The following is a 24,649-nucleotide window of genomic DNA, read 5'->3' on the forward strand; positions in this document are numbered from 1 at the left end:
GGTTAGATTGGTATCTGATTAAGCTGCCGAGGCAGTCAGTGCTGAAGAAACGGATTTTAACGCGTGGTCCTTCGACTTTCCACACTTTTCCTGCGCACCCTGCGCGAGGACCCCTCCGACGCCGAGGTAGCCAGCCACCGGCTCCTGGTCCGGGCCGGCTATATCCGCAGGGCAGCGCCAGGGATCTACACCTGGTTGCCGCTCGGACTGCGGGTGCTCGGCAAGGTGGAGACCATCATCCGCGAGGAAATGGCAGCCATCGGCGCCCAGGAAGTCCATTTCCCTGCACTGCTGCCCAAAGAGCCCTACGAAGCAACCAACCGGTGGACCGAGTACGGTGACGGGATCTTCCGGCTGCAGGACCGCAAGGGCGCAGATTACCTGCTGGCACCCACCCATGAGGAGATGTTCACCCTCCTGGTGAAGGACCTGTACAACTCGTACAAGGATCTTCCCCTGAGCCTCTTCCAGATCCAGTCCAAGTACCGCGACGAGGCACGCCCCCGCGCTGGACTGCTGCGCGGCCGGGAGTTCATCATGAAGGATTCCTACTCCTTCGACATCGACGACGCCGGCCTGGAGCGCAGCTACCAGTTGCACCGCGGCGCCTACCTCCGGATTTTTGAGCGCCTCGGCCTCACAGTGGTCCCCGTTGCCGCCACTGCCGGCGCGATGGGCGGATCCAAGAGCGAAGAATTCCTGCACCCGTCAGAAATCGGCGAAGACACGTTCGTCGCATCCGAAGGCGGTTACACCGCCAATGTCGAGGCAGTCACCACCGTCGTGCCGAAGGAAATCGACTTCACCGGTGCCGCGCCGGCGGACATCAAGGACACCCCTCACACCCCCACCATCGACACGCTGGTCAGCCATGCCAACGAGGTTCTCGCACGCGACGACCGTCAGTGGACTGCCGCTGACACCCTGAAAAATGTCGTGCTTGCCGCGGTCCTGCCCACCGGTGAACGCCGCCTGGTGATTGTCGGTCTGCCGGGCGACCGGAGCGTTGACCTGAAACGCATCGAAGCGAACCTGCCGCCGCACCTTGAAGTCGGTGGCGAAGTGATGGTGGAACCCGCTTCAGAAGACGATCTCAGGAAGCACCCGGGCCTGGTCAAGGGCTACATCGGCCCGGGGCTGAGCCTCGACGCTCCGGTACTTGGCGCCGACGGATCCACCGGGATTCCTTATCTGGTGGACCCGCGTGTCGTTCCGGGCACCTCTTGGATCACCGGTGCCAACGTGTCCGGCAAACACGTCTTCGGTCTGGTCGCCTCCCGCGACTTCGCCTGGGACGGGGTCATCGAGTCAGTCGAGGTGCGCGACGGCGACGAGGCACCCGACGGGTCCGGCCCATTGAAGGCGGCCCGCGGTATCGAGATGGGCCACATTTTTCAGCTCGGCAGGAAATACGCTGACGCGTTGGGGCTGAAGGTCCTCGACCAGAACGGCAAACTCGCAACCGTCACGATGGGCTCCTACGGCGTCGGGGTAACCCGTGCCATCGCTGCCCTGGCCGAATCCAACCGGGACGACAAGGGCATCATCTGGCCACGGAATGTGTCGCCAGCCGACATCCATTTGGTGGCCACCGGTAAGGGCGAGGAAATTTTCGCTGCAGCGAACCAGCTCGCCGAGGACCTCACCGCCGCCGGGTTGGAGGTCATCTACGACGACCGACCCAAGGTCTCCCCGGGGGTGAAGTTCGGTGACGCCGAGCTGATCGGCGTGCCGACCGTCGTCGTCGTCGGGCGCGGCCTGGTGGACGGCGTGGTGGAGGTCAAGGATCGCCGCAGCGGCGAGGCGGAGAACGTCGCAGTGGCTGAGGTTGTTGAACACCTCCGCCGCCTTGTCACCCAGTAGCGGGACCGGATGTACTCCGGGCTGGAGGAGATCCAGCTCGCGACCCTGCTCCTGGTGGTGGTCGCGGGATTCGCTGCGGGCTGGGTGGATGCTGTAGTCGGTGGTGGCGGGCTGCTTCAGCTACCCGCCCTGCTCCTGGTCCCGGGGATCACCCCGGTGCAGGCCTTGGCGACCAACAAGATGGGGTCCCTCTTCGGCACCACCACCAGCGCTATCACCTATTACCGGCGGGCAAAACCGGACCTGAGGACGGCGTTGCCGATGGCAGGTATCGCCCTGGTGGGTGGGTTCGGTGGGGCGATCATCGCCACCTCCCTGCCGTCCTCGGTTTTCAAACCCATCATCGTGGTGGCGCTCATCGCGGTCGCCGTGTTCACCGCGTTCCGCCCCACCGTAGGCACGCTGACGACGCTGCGCCACGCCGGTGGGCGGCACTACGGAACAGCAGCGGCAATCGGGCTGGTGCTGGGGTTCTACGACGGGCTGATCGGCCCGGGCACCGGGTCCTTCCTGATCATCGCGATGGTGACACTGCTCGGCTACAGCTTCCTCGACGCCAGCGCCAAATCGAAAATCGTGAACCTGGCCACCAACTTCGGTGCGCTGATGTTCTTCCTCCCGAATGGTTCGCTGCTGTGGGGGCTGGGCCTGGTGCTCGGCCTCGCCAACATGGCCGGTGGGTACCTCGGCTCACGCATGGCCATCACGCAGGGCAGCAAATTCATCAGGATTGTCTTTCTGGTGGTGGTGTCAGCGCTGGTCGCCAAACTCGGTTACGACGTGTGGATCGAGAACATTAGACCGAACCTGTAGGTCCCGAACCGGGAGATCGTTCAGGGCCTGACCAGGTCCGCTGGCGCCGGCAGCTCGGGCAGGGTGCGCCGCAGCAGGGTGCTGGCCACCCACAGGGAGCGCTGCGCACCGTCCCGATTTCCCGATTCGACTGCTGAGAGTGCATTTTGCACCTCCCTGACCACGGACCAGTCCCGCGCCAGCAGCGGGTCCAGGTCAGCGGCGAACGCCAGATCGGAACATCTTTCCCGAAGGTGGCCAGCCGGGTCCCGGGGAAACAGCTCGCCGATCCGGTTCCACAGCATCGGCGCGACGGCGAACTCGGCATCTCCAATCATCGGCTTCGGATCGATCGCCACGAAGGTGGAAGCACCGGACCCAGGGCCGGTGGATCCTGTGCGAGCAGATGCCGGCCGGGGGAGGATGTTGGAATAGTGGAGATCGGAATGCACCAGCACGTCCTGCTCGGACCGGCGCCCCACCGCGCCGCGCACCTGGCAAACCTCCAGGGCGCACTCGAGTAGCCATCGGTCGAACGGTCGGCCCAGCCGGTCCCAGTCAGCGGGCAGCGTGTCGGTCCACATCTCGGCCTGGGCAGCAACCGAAGGGATGTCCTGCCACAAGTTGCCGTTATTCGGGCGCAAGGAAAGGGACCGGACCAGGGTGCCCCACACGGACGCCGTCTCATCCAGCGGCGTCCCGGTGAGTGACCGATCGCCGTCCAACCGCTCCAGCAGCAGGACATAGTCGTCCCGGGCTGCTGCCAGGAGACGCACGGCTCCCCGGCCAGCCCAGAGTGCCAGCGCATCAGGTTCGGTGAGTGCCTCGTCGTGGGGGACCGATACCTTCAGCACGGCGGGGCTGCCGTCGTCGCACCGAACCGGGAGGACCACAGCGGCGCTGCCGAACCAGGGGCGAGTTGCGGCGGAAAGATCGAGGGTCAGATCCCACTCGGCCAGCAGGGTCTGGGCCAGCTCCCGCCACCGGGTAAGCCAGCCGCGCCCGCCCGGAAGGCGCAGTGCATTACCGACCAACGCGGCGGGGAGCTCGATTCCGGGTACGTCCACGAGGCTAAGTCTAGGCTCCGAGCCCCCGCCCAAAGCCCCCGCCGAGGCGTGAGATCTGGCGAGTCAGGGGCACCCCGGGTCGCGGTGGAGTCCCAGGTCGGCGGATCTCGCTTCTCGGCGGTGTTAGACGAGGTTGCTCGCGCCCAGCCATGACCCAATCACAAAGGTCGCGACCAGGGCTAACGCGCCGCCGGCCACCACGCGGAGGGAGGCCCGGGTCTTGGATCCGCCACCGATTGCCGCCCCCATCGCCCCAGTCACCGACAAGGCAAGAAGGACAGCAACGAATGTGCTGGGGACCCGCCATTCTGGCGGCGGCAGCAAAATGGCCAGCAGCGGCAGGATCGCACCCAGGATGAAGGCAGCCGCCGAGGCGAACGCAGCGTTCCAGGCGCTGACGACGTCGGTTTCCTTGATGCCCAGCTCGGCGTCCAGATGGGCGGCAAGAGCGTCGTGGCCGGTGAGCTCCACAGCCACCGTGTGAGCCGTGGCCGGGGTGAGACCGCGGCCCTCATAGATGGCAGCGAGTTCGGCAAGCTCCTCGTCGGGCTGTTCCCTGAGCTCACGGCGTTCCTTCTCAATCAGGGAGCGCTGGCTGTCACTCTGACTGCTCACCGATACGTACTCGCCGAGTGCCATGGAGATGGCCCCACCGACCAGTGCCGCCAGGCCGGCGGTCAGGATGGGGCCCGTGGTGTTGGTCACTCCGGCGACGCCGACCACTATCGCAGCCACCGACACGATCCCGTCGTTTGCTCCGAGGACACCGGCGCGCAGCCAGTTCAGGCGGTGCGCCAGATCGCCGCGGTGTGGTTCGTCGGTGTGCAGGGCAGCGTTGGCGGCCGTGACTGGCCCAGAAACACTGGCCGGTCGAGGAACGCTATTCGAATCAGGAACACGGTCTGACATGGTGGCTACCTTTCAGGACTTCACTTGGCGATGCCGGGAAACGCCTCAACGACGTTGGTGGTTGAGCGCCGGTGGTCGGTCACGGCAGCGAACCGCTGGACCGCCCACTGCCGTGCTGAACCGTCGGTCAAACCCACCAGATCGGCGTACATCCCGACCAGGCTCGTGTCGAGGGCGGCGAGCGTCGCGGCCGGATCCTCAACGAATCCGGGGTCGAGGGAGAACGCTTGAAGGTGCGGGGGGACAGGGGTGCAGGCTCCAGCGTCGAGTAGGGTCTCACCCTCCACTGCTGCGGCTGTGTGTTGGTCTGCCAACATCAGCAGGGGTGCCGGGTCGGGTGTTCGCGCTGCAGTGACCTCGTAGGCATAGGCCGATCGGTATTCGGCGGTCACCGCATCAGCAAGCCAGCTGGCCTCCGTGCTATTGGCCGGGGTGGCACCGGCGCAGTCTGGGGACGGGTTCACCGCGGCGGCAGGCATGACGGCTGCCGGCGGAACTTCCAGGTCCTGCAGCCCGGCCAGTGTGATTGCCTGCTGCCGTTGGCTGGTCCCCACTGAGGCGAGGAGCCGTGCAATACCCGGTTCGGCGGTGATCGCGGCGTCGAGGTTCTGTTGGGCTGAGGCGAACAGGTCAGCAACGAACCCGGACGGCGTAGGTGCCGGCTCGAGGGGGATGGGTGCCTCGGTGGTAGACCGGTCGGTCGTCGCCGGAGCGGAGGGCATCGGGTGCCTGAGGGCCTCGGCCTGGTCCTGCAGCATGCTGGCAGTCTTGGTGTAGGTGCCCCCCAGATCCGATCCCGGGGTAGCCGATACGGTGGAGCCAGCAAGCACTGCTGCCGCACCGGAGAGGTCCGCCGCCCGGACCTCGGCAGCCAGCTGGGCTTCCTCGGTCAAGGTCAGGGGCGGCGGGCCCTCGGGTTGGGGGCCGTCGAGGTTCAGTCCGAGGGCAACCACGAGGGCGAACGTCAGGAGAAGGCCGAGCGTCCTGGCGATTCGTCGTGCGACGGTACGCGCGGCGACGGGGAAGCCGGAAGGCCGGGGGGCAGCAGAGTCCTTCACAACTCCTGATGATGTCACGATCCCCGCCCGATCGGCAGCAGGTACACCGCATACGCCGGAAAGTCGGTACCCTAGAGCTACAACATCATCGAGTGGGAGGCAGCAATGGCGGTTCGGCCGGGCAATGACAGTCCGCCTGCGGCAAGCACGCTGCAGCAACAGGCACGCGAGGCCGACGACCAGGGCGAATCGGCCAGGCTCACCGCGCTGCTGCTGCCCACCGTTGAGCGGCACGGCCTGTTCCTGGAGGCCGTTGAGATCAAATCTGCGGGATCCGAGCGGGTAGTGAACGTGGTGGTCGACCTGCCCGAGGATCAGAACGGTTCAGTCAATCTTGACCTGATCTCCGCCGTCGCCCACGATGTCTCGCTCGCCATGGATGCCGATCCCCACGACCACGGGCGTCCCTACAGCCTCGAAGTTTCCTCGCCGGGGGTGTCGCGTCCCCTCACCCAGCCCCGCCACTGGCGGCGCAACGTGGGTCGACTGGTTACGGTCCGCCCGTCAAAGGGCGACGACGTGACTGGCCGGCTTCTGACAGTCACCGCCGACGGTATCCGGTTGACCCCCCACCTACCCGTAAAAAAGGGGATGAAGCCTAAAACAGGCGACCCCCTGACTCTGCTGTTCACTGACATCCGGAAGGGCACAGTGCAGGTTGAGTTTGCGCATCTTGATGACACCGGGGACGAAGGCATCGGCGACGATGCCCGTACCTCTACGACACACCCAGCTTCGGAGGCCTAAATGGATATTGATATGAGTGCGCTAAGGCTGCTTGAACGTGAACGGGAAATTCCGTTGGAGCTCCTGATCCCCACCATCGAGCAGGCGCTGCTGGTGGCCTATCACAAGACCGCGGGATCGCAGGACACCGCCCGGGCCGAACTGGACCGCAAGAACGGTCACGTCACCATTTGGGCCACCGAGACCGACGACGACGGCGCGCCAGTGGGGGAGTTCGACGACACCCCCACCGGCTTCGGCAGAATTGCGGCCAGCACGGCCCGCCAGATCATCCTGCAGCGTTTACGTGACGCCGAGGACGACAACATCCTCGGTGAGTTCCGTGGGAAGGAGGGCGAACTGGTGGCCGGGATGATCCAGCAGGGCACCAACCCGCACATGATTCAGGTCAACCTCGGATCGGTCGAGGCGCTACTGCCACCTCCCGAGCAGGTTCCCGGCGAAAGATACTTGCACGGCACCCGGTTACGTGCCTTCGTCGTCGACGTTCACCGCGGCATGAAGGGCCCCTCGATCACGCTGTCGCGATCCCACCCGGGCCTCGTCAGGAAGCTGTTCGAACTGGAGGTGCCGGAGATCGCCGACCACACGGTCGAGATCGTCGCGCTTGCCCGGGAGGCGGGACACCGCACCAAGATCGCCGTCAGGGCTCAAAGACCTGGTGTTAACGCCAAGGGTGCGTGCATCGGCGAGATGGGGTCCCGTGTGCGGGCAGTCATGAATGAGCTCAACGACGAGAAAATCGATATTGTCGACTACAGCGACGATCCCGCCACCTTCATCGCAAGTTCACTGTCGCCCTCACGGGTCTCGTCGGTCACGATCACCGACGAGAGCACCAGATCGGCCCGCGTCGTGGTCCCCGACTATCAGCTCTCACTCGCCATCGGCAAAGAAGGCCAGAACGCCCGCCTGGCAGCAAAGTTGACCGGCTGGCGGATCGACATTGTGTCCGACGCCGTGAAGGCCTGAACGCCCCCGACTATCACCGATGCTGTCTTGCCTCCGGATAGGCGCTAGAATGGAAGAGGCTTAGGTCATTGCCATCCCAACAAACCGCCATGAGAACGTGCGTGGGTTGCCGAAACCGCGATGACCAGGCTGTTTTGCTGCGGTTGGTGAAAGACAAGATGGACGGCTCCAACGCCGTCATGATTGACGATCGCCGCCGGCTCTCCGGTAGAGGTGCGTGGTTGCACCCCCAGCCGGCGTGCATGGAACAGGCCCTCAAACGCGGCGCGTTCAACCGCGCCTTTCGGGGCCAGGTTGACACTCGCGACGTCGAGGATCGACTCCAGGCACTCAAGGAAGCTTCGTTACGAAGCCACCCCAAACAAACCGTCCTCCCTGAAAGCGGGTCAGAAAACTGATGGATTCCCGATGAGTACCCAGCGATGAGTGCCCAACGATGAACAATCTGTTGAGCTTTGCAAATGGCTTTTCAGTTGCCCCGGCAGCTGTGGTCTGCAGTAGGAATTAGACGGTTCGTGCCTGACTCGGTGCGGACCGAGACAGGAGAAATGTGGCTAAGGTCCGCGTACATGAGCTCGCCAAAGAGCTCGGAATTACTTCGAAAGATGCAGTAGCCAAACTGCAGGAGCTGGGCGAGTTTGTCCGCTCCGCCTCATCGACAATTGAGGCACCCGTCGTGAAGAAACTTCGCGGCGCATTCCCGGATGCACCCGTTGCAGCCAAGCCAGCCGCTGAACCAGCGCCGGGCAAGGCCGCACCAGCACCGGCGACAACCCCAGCTGCCACCCCGAACGCCCCCACTCCAGCCTCGCCGAAGGCCGCCACCCCGGCCGGCCCCGCACCGAAGGCACCGGAAAAGGAACACCAGGAGACCCCGGCTGCGGCCCCCGAGCCGGCAGCTGCGGCGCCGCAGGCTTCCGCGGCGGAACCAGCAGCGCAGGAACAGTCATCGGCAGCCAAGCCAGGCGCCCGACCAGCACCAAAACCGGCCGAGGCGCAGGCACCCGCCGCACGTTCCGGCGCAGCCCGCCCTGGGGCGCCCAGGCCAGGCAACAACCCCTTCGCCCCCTCACAGGGGATGCCCCGATCGGGACGCGACGGGGATCGCTCAGGCGGACCCCGTCCAGGTAACAACCCCTTTGCCCCCTCACAGGGGATGCCTCGCCCGGGACGTCGCGACGACGAGCGTGGACAGCGTCCAGCCGCTGGCGCAGGCGGACCACGTCCCGCAGCGGGATCAGCCCGTCCGGGCGGTCCCCGTCCGGCAGCCGGTGCAGCAGGTTCACGCCCCACGCCGGGCATGATGCCTAACCGCACCGAACGTCCAGCGGCTCCAGGCCGCGGCGGCGCGGCCCGGCCAGGCGGCGGACCAGGCCGCGGCGGCCCAGGTGGCGGCCCGGGCGGCGCTCCCGGTGCGGGCGGCGGAGCTCCGGCAGGCGGCGGCTTCGGCAAGGGTGGTCGCGGACGCGGCGGCACCGCCGGTGCTTTCGGTAAGGGTGGAGCAGGACGCGGCAAGCAGCGCAAGTCCAAGCGCGCCAAGCGTCAGGAACTGGAGCAGATGTCAGCTCCGTCCCTGGGCGGCGTCAGCGTACCCCGCGGCGACGGCAACACCGTTGTCCGGCTGCGTCGCGGCTCCTCACTCGCCGAGTTCGCCGAGAAGATAGATGCGAACCCGGCGGCACTGGTCACTGTCCTGTTCCACCTCGGTGAAATGGCGACAGCAACCCAGTCACTCGACGAAGGCACCTTCGATGTGCTCGGCACCGAGCTCGGCTACAAGATCCAGGTCGTGTCCCCGGAGGACGAGGAGCGCGAGCTGCTCGAGAACTTCGACATTGACCTCGACGCCGAACTTGAAGCCGAAGGCGACACTGAGCTTGAGGCCCGTCCTCCAGTGGTCACCGTCATGGGTCACGTTGACCATGGTAAGACCCGCCTGCTGGATGCGATCCGCAAGTCCAACGTCGTCGAAGGCGAAGCGGGCGGCATCACCCAGCACATCGGTGCCTACCAGATCGACCACGATCACGAGGGTACCGAACGGGCCATCACCTTCATCGATACACCCGGTCACGAGGCGTTCACCGCCATGCGTGCCCGTGGTGCGAAGGTCACCGACATCGCGGTCCTGGTTGTCGCAGCCGACGACGGCGTCATGCCGCAGACGGTTGAGGCGCTGAACCACGCACAGGCCGCCAACGTGCCGATCGTCGTCGCAGTGAACAAGATCGACAAGGAGGGCGCCAACCCTGACAAGGTCAAGGGGCAGCTCACCGAGTACGGTCTGGTTCCCGAGGAATACGGTGGCGACACCATGTTCGTCCACGTGTCGGCGCTCAAGGGCGAAGGTATCGACGAGCTCCTCGAAGCTGTGCTGTTGACAGCCGATGCGGCTCTCGACATGCGAGCCAACCCGAACAAGGACGCCCGCGGTATTGCCATCGAAGCGAACCTCGATAAGGGCCGCGGTGCGGTTGCCACGGTTCTGGTCCAGTCGGGAACGCTGCGCGTCGGTGACACGATTGTCGCCGGTGTGGCCCACGGACGCGTCCGCGCCATGTTCAACGAGGACGGTGACAACGTCATGATCGCCGGACCGTCGCGCCCCGTCCAGGTCCTTGGACTCTCGACGGTGCCTCGCGCCGGTGACACCTTCCTGGTGACGCCGGACGAGCGGACCGGCCGTCAGATCGCTGAGAAGCGTGAGGCCGCCGACCGTAACGCTGCCCTGGCGAAGCGCCGCAAGCGCATCAGCCTCGAGGACTTCGATCAGGCGGTTGCAGCGGGCAAGGTTGACACCCTCAACCTCATCCTCAAGGGCGACGTGTCCGGCGCTGTTGAAGCACTCGAAGACTCACTGCTCAAGATCGATGTGGGCGACGGCGTCGCATTGCGGGTTATTCACCGCGGCGTGGGTGCCATCACCCAGAACGACGTCAACCTGGCCACCGTTGACTCGGCGATCATCATCGGGTTCAACGTGCGGCCAGCCGAGCGAGTGGCAGACCTTGCCGACCGCGAAGGCGTCGACTTGCGCTTCTACTCCGTCATCTACGCAGCAATCGATGACATTGAGGCAGCGCTCAAGGGCATGCTCAAGCCAGAGTACGAAGAGGCACAGCTCGGCACCGCAGAGATCCGGGAAGTCTTCCGGTCCTCCAAGTTCGGCAACATCGCCGGCTCGATTGTCCGCTCCGGTGTTATCCGCAGGAACTCCAAGGCGCGTCTGGTCCGCGACGGGACGGTTGTCGGCGACAACCTCACCGTTGAGTCCCTGCGTCGCTTCAAGGACGACGCCACCGAGGTCAGGACTGACTTCGAATGTGGTATCGGCCTCGGGTCCTTCAATGACGTCAAGGAAGGCGACATTGTTGAAACCTACGAGATGCGCGAAAAGCCGCGCGTCTAGGTTGTGAGCTTGGGCGCCCCGGGAATCCGGGGCGCCTTTGCCCACTTCGCGCCCGCACACGGACTTCGTCCGGAGCGTTCGCTCAGACGCCCACCAACCGTAGGCGCCCCGGATTCCCGGGCGTTCGTTTAGCGCGGTTAAGTCGCCTTCTCGGCTTGACCGCACGCTGGGGGCTTGCGACGACGGCAGTCCTCGCCAGCGTCCTTGAAGTCCCCGATTTTTATTTAGATAAATGTTTAGGCAGGAGGAGTTAGCTATGGCAGATCCGGCACGGGCTTCACGGCTTGCACAACGGATTAAGGTTATTGTCGCTGAGGCGTTGCGTCGTCGGGTGAAGGATCCACGGCTTGAAGCAGTGACCATCACCGATGCGCGGGTGACGAACGACCTCCAGCACGCCACCCTGTACTACACGGTGTTCGGCGACGCAGACGAACAGGTCGCCACCCGCACCGCGCTCGAATCGGCGCGAGGTGTGTTGCGGTCCGAGGTGGGCCGGAACATCACCGCCCGGCTCACGCCTACCCTGGAATTCGTCCCCGACGAGATCCCGGTCAACGCGAGCCACCTCGAAGAGTTGCTGCGCACCGCCCGTGAACGTGACGCCGAGGTTGCGGCAATCGCTCAGGGGGCACAGTTCGCCGGCGATGCTGATCCGTACCGCAAACCGGAAGAAGACGACGAGGACGACGTCGACGCTTCGAAGTAACGAGCTCAACAGCAGGAGGGCGGGTCCGCAGTGGCGGTCCCGCCCTCCTGCTTTGTATGGGACCTGGAGGCCCGGTCTCAACCCTGAACTGCATCGAACCGGGTCGCCGGATAAACGGGGCGGTCTGAGGCCTGGTCAGGCCCAGTCCAGGGCTGCAGTGAGGAGCTCTGTGCGGCAGCGATCCGGGTCTGGCTCAGGTGAAACTGGTGGACCACGACGTCAAGTGTCGAGTCGGAGCGCGCTTCGCGTTGGCGAAAGAAGCCACCAGGAACGAGCTTCAGCTGATCAGGCCCGAAGAGCTGATTCAATGCAGCGTCCGATCGGTGGCCTGCGGTCGGGACGGAAGGCGGGAAAGGCCCTCCATGAGTTCGGCCGCATCGCCGCAGAGCGAGATACGGATCCAGCCCTCACCAATCGAGCCGAACGCCGTGCCGGGCGCCACCGCAACGTCTTGCTCCCGGAGCAGGCGGTGCACCCAGCTCCGCACATCCCCCTCGGTGGCGTGGGACAGATCAGCCCATAGGTAGAAAGCCCCCTCCGCGTCAAGGAACTCGATGCCACGTGACGCCAGCACCGCCGACGCCGCGTCCCGGTTGTTCCGGTAATGAGCCAGGGCCGTGGAGACATAGTCCTGCGGTCCGGTCAGGGCCGCCAGCGCCGAATATTGCGACGACGCCGCAACACAGGACACGATTGACTCCATCACATTGTCGAGCCGCTGCTGCATCCCTGGCGGGGTGATCAGGGCGCCAACCCGGATTCCTGTCAGACCGTAGGTCTTCGACAGGGTGACCGAGGTGAACACGCGGGCAGCGTTTTCGGCCGGACCATCCGACTCTCCGGTCCCATCGAAGCGTGCCGGGCTGACATGCTGCACGTCGTAGATGAACGATTCGTAACACTCATCCGAGATGACCCACAGGTCGTGGGCGCGGGCGAAATCCATCAAGGACCGCGTCAGGGCTTCGCTGAACACCGCGCCGAGAGGGTTCGACGGCGAGTTGAGTACCAGCACCCGGGTGCGGGGACTGAGCAACTCCTCAAGATCCTCAACCCGCGGTTGGAAACCGTGCCCGGCATGCAGGGGGTACTCCACCGGGACCGCGTGCAACAGCCTCGCTGTCATGCCGAAGGTCGGGTAGCCGGGATTGGGAATCAGCACCTCGTCCCCGGCGTCGAGCAGCAGGCTCATCGCCAGGTGCAGCCCTTGCTGGGCGCCGGCCGTCACGTACACCCGCCCGGGATCCACCCCGACCGACTGCTGGTCAGCAAACCGTGCAGCGAATGCCTCCCGCAAGGGCGCAATGCCGGCATTGGGGGTGTAGTTGGTCTCGTCCCGGTCCAGGGCCGCCATCCCGGCTTCCAGCACATGGCGCGCCACCGGAAAGCCCGGCTCGCCGATGCTGAGCACTATTGCACCGGGCGTGGCCCAGGCGGCCTGGGTGATTTCGCGGATCTGGTTGGCGGGCAGTCCGTCGGCGTGGGGAGAAATCTTCGGCATGAGGCAAGCGTATCCTCGCCCGACAGCGACGGCGACGGGTGGACCACCGAGGCCGGACCTGGCGTCCACCGCATCGCGCCTATACTGGGAGGCGTGAATTCCGGGCAGGTCCACTCAGGACTGATTATCGTGGACAAGCCTCAGGGCTGGACCAGTCATGACGTGGTCAGCAAAATGCGCGGGATGGCAGGGACCCGGAAGGTGGGTCATGCTGGCACCCTCGATCCGATGGCAACGGGGGTGCTGGTGGTCGGCATCAACCGGGCTACCCGGCTCCTCACCTATGTGGTCGGGACCTCCAAAACCTACACTGCAACCATCCGGCTGGGCCAGTCGACAATCACGGACGACGCCGAAGGCGCCCTGGTCGCCTCCGCCACCGCTGCAGGGGTGACTCCCGAAGCCATTCGCGCTGGTGCTGCAGCCCTGACCGGCGACATTGAGCAGGTGCCCAGCAGTGTCAGTGCCATCAAAGTGAACGGGGAGCGCGCCTACACCAGAGTCCGGTCCGGCGAGGACGTGGTGCTTGCGGCGCGTCCCGTCACCATCCACCGCTTCGACATCCACGACATCCGGCCCGTGATCACCACACCGGCCGAGGGGACCCTGCAGGACGTCGACGTTACAGTCGAGTGCAGTTCGGGAACGTACATCCGGGCGCTGGCCCGCGACCTGGGTGCCTCGTTGGGGGTCGGCGGACATTTGACCGCGCTCCGTCGGACCCGGGTGGGCCCCTACTCGCTGGAGCAGGCCGCGACCCTCGAGGAACTGGCCACTGACCTCCGGCTGTTGCCTATCAATGATGCTGCGCGTGTGCTCTTCCCCCCCCGCGAGCTCTCCGCAGCTGAGGCACTCGATCTATCCCATGGCCGTTTCATCCCGGCCGGGCACGACGACGGACCAGTGGCCGCCTTCGCCCCCGACGGCACACTGGTCGCCCTCCTCAAGAACTCGTCAGAACGGGCCCGCCCCCTGTTGGTCTTCGCGCCCGGAAACGGCTCCGCCCAGTGATCGTCGACGGGTTCTTCATCGCGGGAGTTGTCGTCTGCCTGGTCTCTGCAGCGATCTGCGTCGGCGCGGCGGTGATCCGCCAGCCACCCAATGACATCACCATCCTCTCGGGCGCCGCCGTCGAGCTGTTCCTCGTCGTCTACGGGGTGGCCGCCATCATCAGGCAGGCCGGGGGAGAGACCCTCAATGGTGAGGCGTGGGAGTTCTGGGGCTACCTTCTGACCGCCCTGTGTATTCCGCTGGCAGGATTCTGGTGGGCCATTCTTGAGCGCAGCCGGTGGAGCAACCTGGTGCTCGGCGCCGTCGGGATCACCGTGTTCGTTATGCTGTACCGGATGGAACAAATCTGGGATCGGGTACCCCTGTGAGCACGCCCCCTGCTGAACAGACACCCGCTGTGCCGACCCGGCACCGCAACAGTGGCCCAGGTCGGCTGCTCATCGCCGTCTATGGTGTCTTCGCCCTCGCGGCAACCGCGCGGGCGGCCTTCCAGATCGGCACCAAATTCGGTCAGGCGCCGCTGGCCTATCTCCTCACCGCCCTGGCCGCCGGCGTGTACGTGCTCGCCACGGTGTCCCTTGCGATGCCGGGCAAACGGTGGTATCGGATTTCGGTTGGAGCGGTGGGCCTGGAACTGGTCGGGGTGCTGACGGTTGGGCTGTTCAGCCTCCTGGACCCCGAGGCGTTCCCCAGCGACACGGTGTGGTCCCTGTTTGGCAGAGGATACGGCTTTGTACCGCTGCTGCTTCCGGTGCTTGGACTGTGGTGGCTGTATCTCAACCGGCCTGGCACAGCGAGGCGACCAGCAACCGAGCGGTCCAGCCCCCCTGCGTGAGAGTATGACAGCAGGAACATCAGCAGCAGCCTTACGATCACCGGCAGCAGCAGCGTTCGTCAGCCACCTTCGAAGGAGCATCATGTCCAGCCCAGAGAATCACCCCGCCGGCAACCCGCAGGACAGCACCCGTCCGGCATCCGGCACCACGCCGGGCGGCCCTGTCGCCGGGCAGTCGCGCGGATCCAACCAGCAGCCCAAAACCGATACGCGCGGCGCCAGCCCAACCTCCAGGGGCGGAAAGACCTCCGGCAAGGCCACGACCAAAACCAGGACCGGGAAATCGGAGTGGGGAGTCTTCCGCACCGTCGTCGTCCTGGTGGGCCTCGTCATCGCCGGCTTCGGAGCGTACTACCTGATTACCGGGACGGGCGGCCTTCCCGAGGCCGACCAGGCAAGTTCCAACCCCACCCTGGAAAACCAGTTCCGGTTCTTCGCGGCCATGATGGTGGGGGTCGGCGCGGCGTTCATCACCATCGCCGTGAAATTCGAATGGGCCAACATGTTGTGGCTGGTCTGCCTGATGGTGTTCATCGGCGGTATCGGCCGCGTCCTGTCGTGGGCCTTCTCCGGCACCCCGCACTTCATGATGATCATCCTGATGGTCATCGAACTCGCCTTCCCGGCGGCACTGCTCGTCTGGCACCGGTATATTGCCAAGACCACCGAAATCCGCAATGAATACGCAGCCCGCGGCTAACACCGGCTGTCGGCACCGAACCACCCGGGCCCGCCCGGCACCGGTTCACAACGAAAGAGGAGATGCGTGTACTACTGGACTGACCTGGCCAGTGTTCCGAATGGTTTTGGTCCATCGGTGGTCACCATCGGCAACTTCGACGGCGTCCACTGCGGACACCAGCGCGTGCTGCAGCAACTGGTCGCCGCGGCCGAAGCCCACCACGCAGCAGCGGTGGTCATCTCGTTCGAACCGCACCCGGCCAAGGTGCACCGGCCGGAGCAGGCGCCCGAACTCATCATGGGGCTCGAGGACCGCGTCGAGACGCTGGCCACCACCGGTATCCAGGCGCTGCTGATGATGCACTACACGCTGGAACTGGCAGCAAATACGCCGGAAGAATTTGTTCAGAAGGTCTTCGTCGATACGCTCAACGTGCGCGCGGTGGTCATCGGGCACGACGTCCGGTTTGGCCGCGACAACAGCGGTGATCTGGGCACCATGCGTGAACTTGGCCAGAAGCTCGGGTTCGAGGTCATTGTCATCGACGATTTCGGCGCCAGCCCCACTGCCCCGACCGAGGCCGACGGCGACCGGCGGTGTTCCTCCACCTGGGTGCGCGAGGCGTTGGAAGACGGCGATGTCGCCACCGCCGCGCGGATCCTCGGACGGCCACACCGGATGCGCGGCGAAGTGGTCCACGGCGCGGCCCGCGGACGCGAGCTGGGCTACCCGACCGCCAACCTGTCCCCAGCGTCCGGCGGGTACATCCCCGCCGACGGGATCTACGCCGGCTGGCTCGTCGACGAAGCGGGCACCCGCTGGCCCGCCGCCATTTCCGTGGGATCGAATCCCACCTTCGAAGGGGTGAGCCGGCAGGTGGAGGCCCACGTCATAGACCGGCCCCCGGAAGAGGTCTCTGACTTCGACCTCTATGGGCAGACCGTCATCGTGGAGTTCACCTGTCGGCTTCGCGGGATGGTGGCCTATACGGGGCCGGATGCCCTGATCGCGCAGATGCGGCTCGACGTCGGGCAGACCCGTACGGTCCTTTCGACAGAACAACGCCTCAGCAGGTAAACTAGACCGTGGATCCGGCTGCAGTCCGTGGTGGCTGGATCTTTCTGTGTCTGTGATGCGGCGGGTGACCTCCGCGCAGGCCAGGGAACTTGTTCACGGTACAACTCTAGGAGTTATTGTGGCCCTTGACGCCGCTATCAAGCAGGAAATCATTAAGGAATATGCAACCGGGGAAGCCGACACAGGCTCACCTGAGGTGCAGATTGCCATGCTGTCCCGCCGTATTCTCGACCTGACCGAACACCTCAAGATGCACAAGCACGACCACCACACGCGTCGTGGCCTGCTCTTGATGGTTGGACGCCGCCGTCGTCTGCTGGACTACCTGCGCAAAACCGACATCACGCGCTACCGTACGCTCATTGAGCGTCTCGGCCTGCGCCGCTAGTCAGACATGTGGGGCGGCGCCTTCCTTGAGGGAAGGAGCCGCCTTCCACCTGTGGCCTCCGGCCACACGAACAACTAAAAACACATTGGAGCCAGGCAGGTACCGCGCATTCGCGGTCCTCGGTAGTGGTCTCCGGGAGCAGACGGCCGTGCAGCACTAGACAGTGCAGCGCACGCGAGAGTCCCCGTGGATCTCGATCGAAGACCGGGTGCGAGAATCACCGCATAGAAAGGTGATCAGGTTCCGGCAGGGCACCAGCCCCAACAGAAACGGAGGTGACTCTCTATGGAGGGTCCCGAAATTCAATTCGCCGAAGCCGTGATTGACAACGGCCGGTTCGGCAAGCGCACCGTACGGTTCGAAACCGGTCGTCTTGCACAGCAAGCAGCCGGCGCCGTCATGGTGTACATCGATGAAGACACAGCACTGCTGTCAGCAACCACCGCCGGCAAGCACCCCCGCGAAGGCTTCGACTTCTTCCCCCTGACCGTGGACGTCGAGGAGCGCATGTACGCCGCAGGGCGTATCCCAGGCTCCTTCTTCCGCCGCGAAGGCCGTCCCTCCACCGAGGCGATCCTCGCCTGCCGGTTGATGGACCGCCCGCTGCGCCCGGCCTTCGTGAAGGGCCTCCGCAACGAGGTCCAGATCGTCGTCACCGTCCTGGCGATCAACCCCGACGTGCGATACGACGTCGTCGCCATCAACGCAGCCTCCATGTCCACCCAGCTCTCCGGCCTCCCGTTCTCGGGTCCGATCGGCGGTGTCCGCGTGGCACTCGTTTCCGATGGCAGCGGCCAGGACCAGTGGATCGCGTTCCCAAAGCACTCCGAACTGGAGAACTCGGTCTTTGACATGGTCGTCGCTGGCCGCGTCGTCACCGGACCAGAGGGCGACGACGTCGCCATCATGATGGTCGAAGCCGAAGCGACCGACAATTCGTGGAAGCTCATCAAGGAAGACGGCGCCACAGCACCGACCGAAGAGATCGTCGCCGACGGCCTGGAAGCGGCAAAGCCGTACATCCGCGCCCTCTGTGACGCGCAGGCTGACCTTGCCGGCCGCGCCGCCAAGCCGACCGTCGACTTCCCGGTCTTCCTCGACTACCAGGACGACGTCTTCGCGGCAGTCGAATCGGCAGCTGCAGCCAAGCTGACCGAGGTCTTCCAGATCGCTGACAAGAAGGAGCGCGATCTCGCCTCCGACGCCCTCAAGGACAGCGTCACCGCTGACCTCGCCGGGCAGTTCGAAGGCCGCGAAAAGGAGCTCTCAGCTGCTTTCCGGTCCGTCACCAAGAGCGTGGTCCGCCAGCGCATCCTCAAGGACCAGATCCGTATTGACGGCCGCGGCTTGAGCGACATCCGTCAGCTCACCGCCGAGGTGGAGGTGCTGCCTCGCGTCCACGGTTCGGCGATCTTCGAGCGCGGCGAAACCCAGATCATGGGTATCACCACGCTGAACATGCTCAAAATGGAGCAGCAGATTGACTCGTTGTCGCCGGTAACGCGCAAGCGCTACATGCACAACTACAATTTCCCGCCCTACTCCACCGGTGAAACCGGCCGCGTCGGTTCGCCGAAGCGCCGCGAAATCGGTCACGGTGCCCTCGCGGAACGCGCCCTCATGCCGGTCCTGCCGAGCCGTGAGGAATTCCCCTACGCGATCCGCCAGGTCTCCGAGGCGCTGAGCTCCAACGGCTCGACGTCGATGGGCTCCGTCTGCGCCTCAACCCTGTCGCTGCTCAACGCCGGTGTGCCCCTGAAGGCACCCGTCGCCGGTATCGCCATGGGCCTGGTGTCCGACGTCGTCGACGGTCAGACCCGCTACGCGGCACTGACCGACATCCTCGGCGCCGAAGATGCTTTCGGCGACATGGACTTCAAGGTTGCCGGTACCGCCGAATTCGTCACAGCCATCCAGCTGGACACCAAGCTCGACGGGATTCCCGCCTCCGTGCTCGCGGCAGCACTGAAGCAGGCCCGCGAAGCCCGTCTGCACATCCTGGGTGTCCTGGAGGCAGCCATCGACGTGCCGGACGAGCTCTCCGAGTTCGCGCCACGCATCATCTCGGTGAAAATCCCGGTTGACAAGATCGGCGAGGTCATTGGTCCCAAGGGCAAGATGATCAACCAGATCCAGGAAGACACCGGCGCTGACATCTCGATCGAAGATGACGGCACCGTCCTGATCGGCGCCACCAACGGTGGTGCGGCCGAGGCTGCACGTGCCGCGGTGAACGCCATCGCCAACCCTCAGATTCCTGAGATTGGCGAGCGGTACCTGGGTACGGTCGTCAAGACCACCACCTTCGGTGCCTTCGTCTCCCTGACTCCGGGCAAGGATGGGCTCCTGCACATCTCCGAGCTGCGGAAGCTGGCCAACGGCAAGCGCGTCGACAACGTCGACGACATCGTTTCGGTGGGCCAGAAGGTCCAGGTCGAAATCACCAAGATCGACGACCGCGGAAAGCTGTCGCTCTCCCCAGTTGTTGCCGACGACGCTGCCGCTGACGATGCTTCAGCAGACTCAGCTGCATCGGTCGGTTCAACAGAGGGTGACGACAACTAACGAATGGTTGTATCAGCTAACAACGCCTCCGGTCCTGTTCCCGACACGTCGTCGGGAGCAGGGCCGTTGGTCGTTTCACAAGAGAATCGTACCGGGCCGACGTCGATCGTCCTGCCGCTGTTGCCCACCCCCGCGCCCTCAGCCGACGGCACTGACGCCGGCCAGGATCCGACGCTTGTCGCCGGAACGCTGGGCGGCGCCGTCGTGCGCCGGTCGGTGCTCCCCGGCGGGGTCCGCGTGCTGACCGAGGCGATGCCCGGTCAGCGGTCGGCGACCATCGGTTTCTGGGTGGGGGTCGGGTCACGGGACGAGGCCGAAGGCCAGCACGGCTCCACCCATTTCCTGGAGCACCTGCTGTTCAAGGGCACCACGCGGCGCACCGCGCTGGAAATCGCCGAGGCCTTCGATGAGGTGGGCGGCGAATCGAATGCCGCCACCGCGAAAGAGCACACCTGCTACTTCGCCCGGGTCCTTGACGCCGACCTGCCGATGGCGATCGACGTGATTGCGGACATGGTCACGTCAGCAGTGATCGACGCCGACGAGCTGGAGCAGGAACGCGACGTCATTCTCGAGGAAATTGCGATGGACAGCGATGACCCCGCCGACGTCGCCCACGAAGAGTTCGTCGGGGCGGTGCTCGGGTCCCACCCGCTGGGCCGCCCCATCGGTGGCACTCCCGACGCCATCAAGGCGGTGCCCCGCGACTCGGTACTGGCGCATTACCGCCAGTACTACCGGCCGTCGGAACTGGTCGTCACCGCGGCCGGAGGACTGGACCACGACGTGGTCTGTGGCCTGGTACTCGACGCGTTGCGGACCGCCGGCTGGACCCTGGAGGCCGAGGCGCTACCCGTCGCCCGTCGGTCGGCTACGCCGGTGCCGATTGAAAGCACCGGGGGGATCCGGGTCATCCGGCGCGCTGTAGAGCAGGCGAACATCCTGGTCGGCTGCCCGTCCATCACCGCGACCGACGGCCGCCGGTTCGTGATGAGCGTGCTGAACGCTGTCCTGGGGGGTGGCATGTCGTCGCGGCTGTTTCAGGAGATCCGGGAGAAGAGAGGACTGGTCTATTCGACCTACTCGTTCTCCGCCTCCTACGCGGATGCTGGCTACTTCGCCATGTATGCGGGGTGCTCGCCGGCGAAGACCGGTCAGGTGATCGGGTTGCTCGGCGCTGAGCTGGACCGGCTCGCGGCTGATGGCATCTCAGCCGAGGAACTGCGCCGCGCCGTCGGGCAGCTCTCCGGTGGCATGGTGCTGGCGCTTGAGGACAGCGGGTCGCGGATGTCGCGGCTCGGCAGGGCCGAACTGGTGTCGGGGGAGTTCCTCGGCCTGGATGAGGTTCTGGCCCGGGTCAACGCCGTCACCGAAGAGCAGGTACGGGAACTGGCCGCCGAACTGGCTGCAGCGCCGCGCACCATCACCGTCGTCGGGCCGTTTGATACCCCGGCGGATTTCGGTCACTAGTCGGCCGGAACACGCTTAAGCCATCAGCGACGCACCCCGCCCGGGGCGCGTCGCCGGTGCTTAAGGCTGATGACGCAGGGGTGGGGCGTAGGTTTGTTAGCCGCCGGCGAAGGGCGGCAGGATGTCCAGGACGTCGCCGACAACGAGCACCCGGTTGCGGTCCCGGGCGGCCACCTCGTTCAGGAGGAAGCTGCTCCGGGCAATCACCTCGGGCATCGCCGGCCCGCCAACCCGAACCGGTAGCGGGTAGCGGGCCGTGATGTGCTCCAGCACCGCGTCGAGTGACGCCGGGCCGAGGTCGAGGCGCTCTTCTGCCATACCGGCTGCGGCTTGCGCGGCGCCGAAGTATCGAACCAGCATCTAGCCGCCTATCGCGCTCATGCTGCGGTCCGGCTGCACAAAGTCGGCCGACCCCAGCCCCACATGGCCCATTCCGTGCGCCTTGGGCTTGGCCCACATGGCGTCCTGCCAGCGGGCGGCGATGGCGTCGTCGTCGGCGTCTGAGCGCAGCAGGTCCCGCAGATCGGTCTCTTCGCGCGAGAACAGGCAGCTCATGATCTTGCCCTCGGCGGTGACCCGGGTACGCCGGCAGTCGGCGCAGAACGGCTCGGTCACCGACGCGATAATGCCGACGGTCCCGACGACGATGTCGGGTGCCGCGATCCGGCGCACCTCCCAGCGTTCGGCGGGAGCGCCGTCGCGGTTGCGGGGGTCGGGCGTCAACACAAACTGGCGCTCCAGGAGGGTCCGCATCTCCAGGGCGGTGATCATACCGTCGCGGGTCCACCCATGATCGGCGTCCAGGGGCATCTGTTCGATGAAACGCAGCTCGAAGCCCTTGGACACCGCCCACTCAAGAAGATCCGGTGCTTCCTCGTCGTTGATGCCGCGCATCAGGACGGCGTTGATCTTGACGAGACCCAGCCCCACCTCGGCTGCAGCCTCAATACCGCGCAGGACCCGGTCCAGGAACGGGCGGCGGGTGAGCTGGGCGAACGTGTCGGGGTGCAGGGAATCCATTGACACGTTGATCCGGCTCAGGCCGGCATCCTTGAGGGCGCGGGCCTTCTTGTCCAGGCCCAGGCCGTTGGTCGTCATGGAGATCGGCAGGTCGGCGTGATTGGCGCGGATGTCTCCGATGATCTGCAGCAGGTCGGCGCGGACCAGAGGCTCGCCACCTGTCAGACGCAATTCACGCACACCGAGGGTGTCGACGCCGATCCGCACCAGTCTGACAATTTCCTCGCGGGACAAGACAGCCGATTTCTGCAGCCAGTCCAGTCCTTCGGCGGGCATGCAGTAGGTACAGCGCAGATTGCATTTATCTGTCAACGACAGCCGCATGTCAGTGGCCTTCCGGCCAAAACTATCCATGAGCCCCGGCCCGGCATCGGTGGGGCGTTGGACCCCGAGATGCGGCATTCCCAGTTCAATTCCCATCCTTCGAGATTACGCCCTTTCAGCTGCGGTCTCTATTTCGGGTGCGTCCGACAGGTCACGGGAATCCCCGATTCCTTACAGAACACGAACAAATTACCCGCCAGCGGGTAAACGGGAGGTTGATGCAGCCGGAGAAATCTAGGATAGGAGGGTGTCCACCCCCTCGAAAGTGCCGCGCAACGCCCATCCCGGCGACCTTCCGCCGGGGCAACGACGAATCCTGGTCGTTGAGGACGAATCGGTGCTCCGCCAGGTGGTGCGGGATTACCTGCTCAAGGAAGGATTTGCTGTGGACACAGCGGCCGATGGGGTCACGGCCCTGCATCTCGCCCAGACCAGCAGGCCGGACCTCATGATCCTTGACCGGATGCTGCCCGGCCTGGATGGGATGGAAGTTTGTCGGCGGATCCGTTCTGCCCCCGCCTACCCTTCGGGCCGGACCCTTCCAATCATCATGCTCACCGCGCTCGGAACTCTGGACGACCGCGTCCATGGGCTGGAAGCCGGCGCGGATGACTATCTGACAAAACCCTTCTCGCCCCGTGAACTGGTGCTCAGGGTCCACTCAGTGCTGCGTAGAGGAACTCCTGACACCAGCCCTGACCAACCTGTCGACGTCGCCGGGTTCCGGCTGGACCCCGCAGCCCGGACCGTCGAACACCGTGGGACCGAGTTGAACCTGACCGTGCGGGAGTACGAACTATTGGCCTGGTTCCTGCATCATCCCCGGCAGGTGTTCACCCGTGACGAGCTGATCCGCTCCGTCTGGGGGTGGGAATTCGGTGACCTTTCAACGGTGACCGTCCATGTCAGGCGGGTCAGGGAGAAAATCGAAGTGGACCCCACCAGTCCCCGCCTGCTGCAGACCGTCTGGGGGGTCGGCTACCGCTTCAACGCGGCCGGAGCCGGACCTGGGGCCGGTTCAGCAGCGACCGGGGGAGGCAGCGATGACCACTGACCAGCTGCTCTCGATCGTCTCGCTAGCCCTCCTTTGGGCGGTGGTGATCGGTGCTGCGACGTTCGCCCTGCTGCGGCTGCTGCGCCGTTCATCCCTGGTGGTCCAGTTCTGCCTGGTGCTGTTCGCGACCATCGGGGTCCTCGTGGCGGGCATGATCAGCGCCGTCAACGCCATGGTGATCACCGCCCTGGACCTGCAGATCATGTGGTACATCATCGGTGTGGCGTCGCTAGTAGCGTTCGGCCTGTCCCTGCTGTTGGGGACGCGGGTTGCACGGAACGCGGTGCAGTTGGCGACGGCGGCGCGCAGCATCGGGGCGGGAGAGACAATCCAGCTCGGCCCAGAATCCATGAGCTCGGAGCTGGCATCCCTGGCACAGGAACTGAAAAGGACGAGCGCCCGGCTGGAACAGTCACGCCGTCGGGAAGCAGCAATCGAGGATTCACGCCGGAAGATGGTCACCTGGATATCCCACGATCTGCGGACCCCGCTGGCGAGCATGAGGGCCATGGCAGAGGCCCTCGAAGACGGCCTTGCCGCCGACGTCTCCGGCTACCACTCCCAGCTCATCTCCCAGACCGACCAGATGGCGGTGATGATCAACGGACTGCTCGAGCTGTCAAAAATCCAGGAGGGTAGCCTGCACCTGTCGTCTGAGCCGCTCCACCTGTACGACGTGGTGAGCGACGCCATCGCCGATCTGATGCCGCTGGCAGCGCAGCGGGGCGTTGCCGTTGAGGGCGACGGAGGGGACAACCCGATAGTGCCCGGCGACGGGCCGATGATGTCCAGGGCGGTCCGCAACCTGATCCTCAACGCCATCCTCTACACCGGGGAAAAAACCAGGGTCAGGATCGGCCTGTCCAGGCTGGGCGACAATGCGGTGCTCACGGTGGCTGACGAATGCGGGGGGATCGCCGTCGACGACCTGGACCAGGTCTTTATCGCCGGTTGGCAGAAGAATCCCCGACGAGAAACAGGCGGCTACACCGGAACCGGTGTGGGGCTCAGCGTGGCCGCCGGAATCATCGGCGCGCACCGCGGAAGCCTCGCCGTCGAGAACACCCTCGACGGCTGCTGCTTCACAGCTGTGCTTCCCCTGGCCGGGTACGGAGACGACGGCGACACCCCCACCAGCACAGTGGATAGCGCGGGTACCCCCGGTATCTCCAGCACAGTAGAGAGAGAGCACTGAG

General features: G+C 65.2%; 23 protein-coding genes. 17 read left to right on the forward strand and 6 right to left on the reverse strand.

The window, feature by feature from the left end; translation table 11 throughout:
- Positions 1-63 precede the first annotated feature (63 nt).
- The gene (locus ACX80O_RS08585; protein WP_459307989.1) at positions 64-1,863 is read left to right on the forward strand and encodes a proline--tRNA ligase; all 1,800 of its coding nucleotides are present in this window, start codon (positions 64-66) and stop codon (positions 1,861-1,863) included.
- Between the two features lie 9 nt (positions 1,864-1,872).
- On the forward strand, positions 1,873-2,676 hold the full coding sequence (locus tag ACX80O_RS08590; protein WP_459307988.1) for a sulfite exporter TauE/SafE family protein: 804 nt from the start codon (positions 1,873-1,875) through the stop codon (positions 2,674-2,676).
- Between the two features lie 20 nt (positions 2,677-2,696).
- Here ACX80O_RS08590 and ACX80O_RS08595 read toward each other — a convergent pair whose 3' ends face one another.
- The 3 genes from ACX80O_RS08595 to ACX80O_RS08605 all read right to left on the reverse strand — a co-directional run bounded on the left by ACX80O_RS08595 (position 2,697) and on the right by ACX80O_RS08605 (position 5,689).
- Positions 2,697-3,722, reverse strand: coding sequence for an aminoglycoside phosphotransferase family protein (locus ACX80O_RS08595; protein WP_459333186.1), 1,026 nt, complete (start codon positions 3,720-3,722; stop codon positions 2,697-2,699).
- Between the two features lie 123 nt (positions 3,723-3,845).
- Positions 3,846-4,631, reverse strand: a complete 786-nt coding sequence (locus tag ACX80O_RS08600; protein ID WP_459333187.1) for a VIT1/CCC1 transporter family protein — start codon at positions 4,629-4,631, stop codon at positions 3,846-3,848.
- Positions 4,632-4,651: 20 nt separating this feature from the next.
- On the reverse strand, positions 4,652-5,689 hold the full coding sequence (locus ACX80O_RS08605; RefSeq protein ID WP_459333188.1) for a DUF4439 domain-containing protein: 1,038 nt from the start codon (positions 5,687-5,689) through the stop codon (positions 4,652-4,654).
- 105 nt (positions 5,690-5,794) lie between these two features.
- Between ACX80O_RS08605 and rimP the strand changes: the two genes are divergently transcribed.
- From rimP to rbfA, 5 genes are all read left to right on the forward strand, one after another.
- A complete protein-coding gene (rimP, locus tag ACX80O_RS08610; RefSeq protein ID WP_459307984.1) occupies positions 5,795-6,436 on the forward strand; it encodes a ribosome maturation factor RimP in 642 nt (213 codons plus the stop codon).
- A complete protein-coding gene (nusA, locus tag ACX80O_RS08615) occupies positions 6,437-7,408 on the forward strand; it encodes a transcription termination factor NusA (RefSeq protein ID WP_459307983.1) in 972 nt (323 codons plus the stop codon).
- Positions 7,409-7,497: 89 nt separating this feature from the next.
- Positions 7,498-7,806 (forward strand): YlxR family protein, encoded by a 309-nt coding sequence (locus tag ACX80O_RS08620; protein ID WP_459307982.1) that lies wholly within the window; start codon positions 7,498-7,500, stop codon positions 7,804-7,806.
- Between the two features lie 152 nt (positions 7,807-7,958).
- Positions 7,959-10,817 (forward strand): translation initiation factor IF-2, encoded by a 2,859-nt coding sequence (gene infB, locus ACX80O_RS08625; RefSeq protein ID WP_459333189.1) that lies wholly within the window; start codon positions 7,959-7,961, stop codon positions 10,815-10,817.
- 256 nt (positions 10,818-11,073) lie between these two features.
- Positions 11,074-11,526 (forward strand): 30S ribosome-binding factor RbfA, encoded by a 453-nt coding sequence (gene rbfA / locus ACX80O_RS08630; protein ID WP_459307980.1) that lies wholly within the window; start codon positions 11,074-11,076, stop codon positions 11,524-11,526.
- A 304-nt stretch (positions 11,527-11,830) separates the two neighbouring features.
- On the opposite strand, the gene ACX80O_RS08635 is transcribed toward rbfA, so the two are convergent.
- A complete protein-coding gene (locus ACX80O_RS08635) occupies positions 11,831-13,027 on the reverse strand; it encodes a pyridoxal phosphate-dependent aminotransferase (RefSeq protein WP_459307979.1) in 1,197 nt (398 codons plus the stop codon).
- Positions 13,028-13,120: 93 nt separating this feature from the next.
- On the opposite strand from ACX80O_RS08635, the gene truB reads away from it, so the two are divergent.
- The 8 genes from truB to ACX80O_RS08675 all read left to right on the forward strand — a co-directional run bounded on the left by truB (position 13,121) and on the right by ACX80O_RS08675 (position 21,055).
- Positions 13,121-14,038, forward strand: coding sequence for a tRNA pseudouridine(55) synthase TruB (gene truB, locus ACX80O_RS08640; protein WP_459333190.1), 918 nt, complete (start codon positions 13,121-13,123; stop codon positions 14,036-14,038).
- Positions 14,035-14,406 (forward strand): hypothetical protein, encoded by a 372-nt coding sequence (locus ACX80O_RS08645; RefSeq protein ID WP_459333191.1) that lies wholly within the window; start codon positions 14,035-14,037, stop codon positions 14,404-14,406. Before truB ends, ACX80O_RS08645 begins: the two co-directional genes overlap by 4 nt.
- Entirely contained in the window at positions 14,403-14,873 is a 471-nt protein-coding gene (locus ACX80O_RS08650; protein ID WP_459333192.1) for a hypothetical protein, read from the forward strand. The genes ACX80O_RS08645 and ACX80O_RS08650 overlap by 4 nt, the downstream gene beginning before the upstream one ends.
- 82 nt (positions 14,874-14,955) lie before the next feature.
- A complete protein-coding gene (locus tag ACX80O_RS08655) occupies positions 14,956-15,573 on the forward strand; it encodes a DUF4345 domain-containing protein (protein ID WP_459333193.1) in 618 nt (205 codons plus the stop codon).
- A 66-nt stretch (positions 15,574-15,639) separates the two neighbouring features.
- A complete protein-coding gene (locus ACX80O_RS08660; protein ID WP_459333194.1) occupies positions 15,640-16,632 on the forward strand; it encodes a bifunctional riboflavin kinase/FAD synthetase in 993 nt (330 codons plus the stop codon).
- Positions 16,633-16,750: 118 nt separating this feature from the next.
- Positions 16,751-17,020 carry a 30S ribosomal protein S15 gene (gene rpsO / locus ACX80O_RS08665; protein WP_019483462.1) on the forward strand — a complete coding sequence of 90 codons (270 nt, stop codon included), beginning with the start codon at positions 16,751-16,753 and terminating at the stop codon, positions 17,018-17,020.
- Between the two features lie 285 nt (positions 17,021-17,305).
- Positions 17,306-19,585, forward strand: a complete 2,280-nt coding sequence (locus ACX80O_RS08670; protein WP_459333195.1) for a polyribonucleotide nucleotidyltransferase — start codon at positions 17,306-17,308, stop codon at positions 19,583-19,585.
- A 3-nt stretch (positions 19,586-19,588) separates the two neighbouring features.
- The gene (locus ACX80O_RS08675) at positions 19,589-21,055 is read left to right on the forward strand and encodes a M16 family metallopeptidase (RefSeq protein WP_459307972.1); all 1,467 of its coding nucleotides are present in this window, start codon (positions 19,589-19,591) and stop codon (positions 21,053-21,055) included.
- 96 nt (positions 21,056-21,151) lie between these two features.
- On the opposite strand, the gene ACX80O_RS08680 is transcribed toward ACX80O_RS08675, so the two are convergent.
- Together ACX80O_RS08680 and moaA are read right to left on the reverse strand one after the other, a co-directional pair.
- Positions 21,152-21,415 (reverse strand): MoaD/ThiS family protein, encoded by a 264-nt coding sequence (locus ACX80O_RS08680; protein WP_459333196.1) that lies wholly within the window; start codon positions 21,413-21,415, stop codon positions 21,152-21,154.
- Positions 21,416-22,495 carry a GTP 3',8-cyclase MoaA gene (gene moaA, locus ACX80O_RS08685; RefSeq protein WP_459307970.1) on the reverse strand — a complete coding sequence of 360 codons (1,080 nt, stop codon included), beginning with the start codon at positions 22,493-22,495 and terminating at the stop codon, positions 21,416-21,418.
- Positions 22,496-22,646: 151 nt separating this feature from the next.
- Here moaA and ACX80O_RS08690 point away from each other — a divergent pair, with 151 nt between their 5' ends.
- Complete coding sequence (locus ACX80O_RS08690; protein ID WP_459333197.1) at positions 22,647-23,453, forward strand: response regulator transcription factor; 807 nt, start codon at positions 22,647-22,649, stop codon at positions 23,451-23,453.
- A complete protein-coding gene (locus tag ACX80O_RS08695) occupies positions 23,443-24,648 on the forward strand; it encodes a sensor histidine kinase (RefSeq protein WP_459333198.1) in 1,206 nt (401 codons plus the stop codon). Before ACX80O_RS08690 ends, ACX80O_RS08695 begins: the two co-directional genes overlap by 11 nt.
- Position 24,649 lies beyond the last annotated feature (1 nt).

Source organism: Arthrobacter glycogeni (assembly GCF_054511155.1).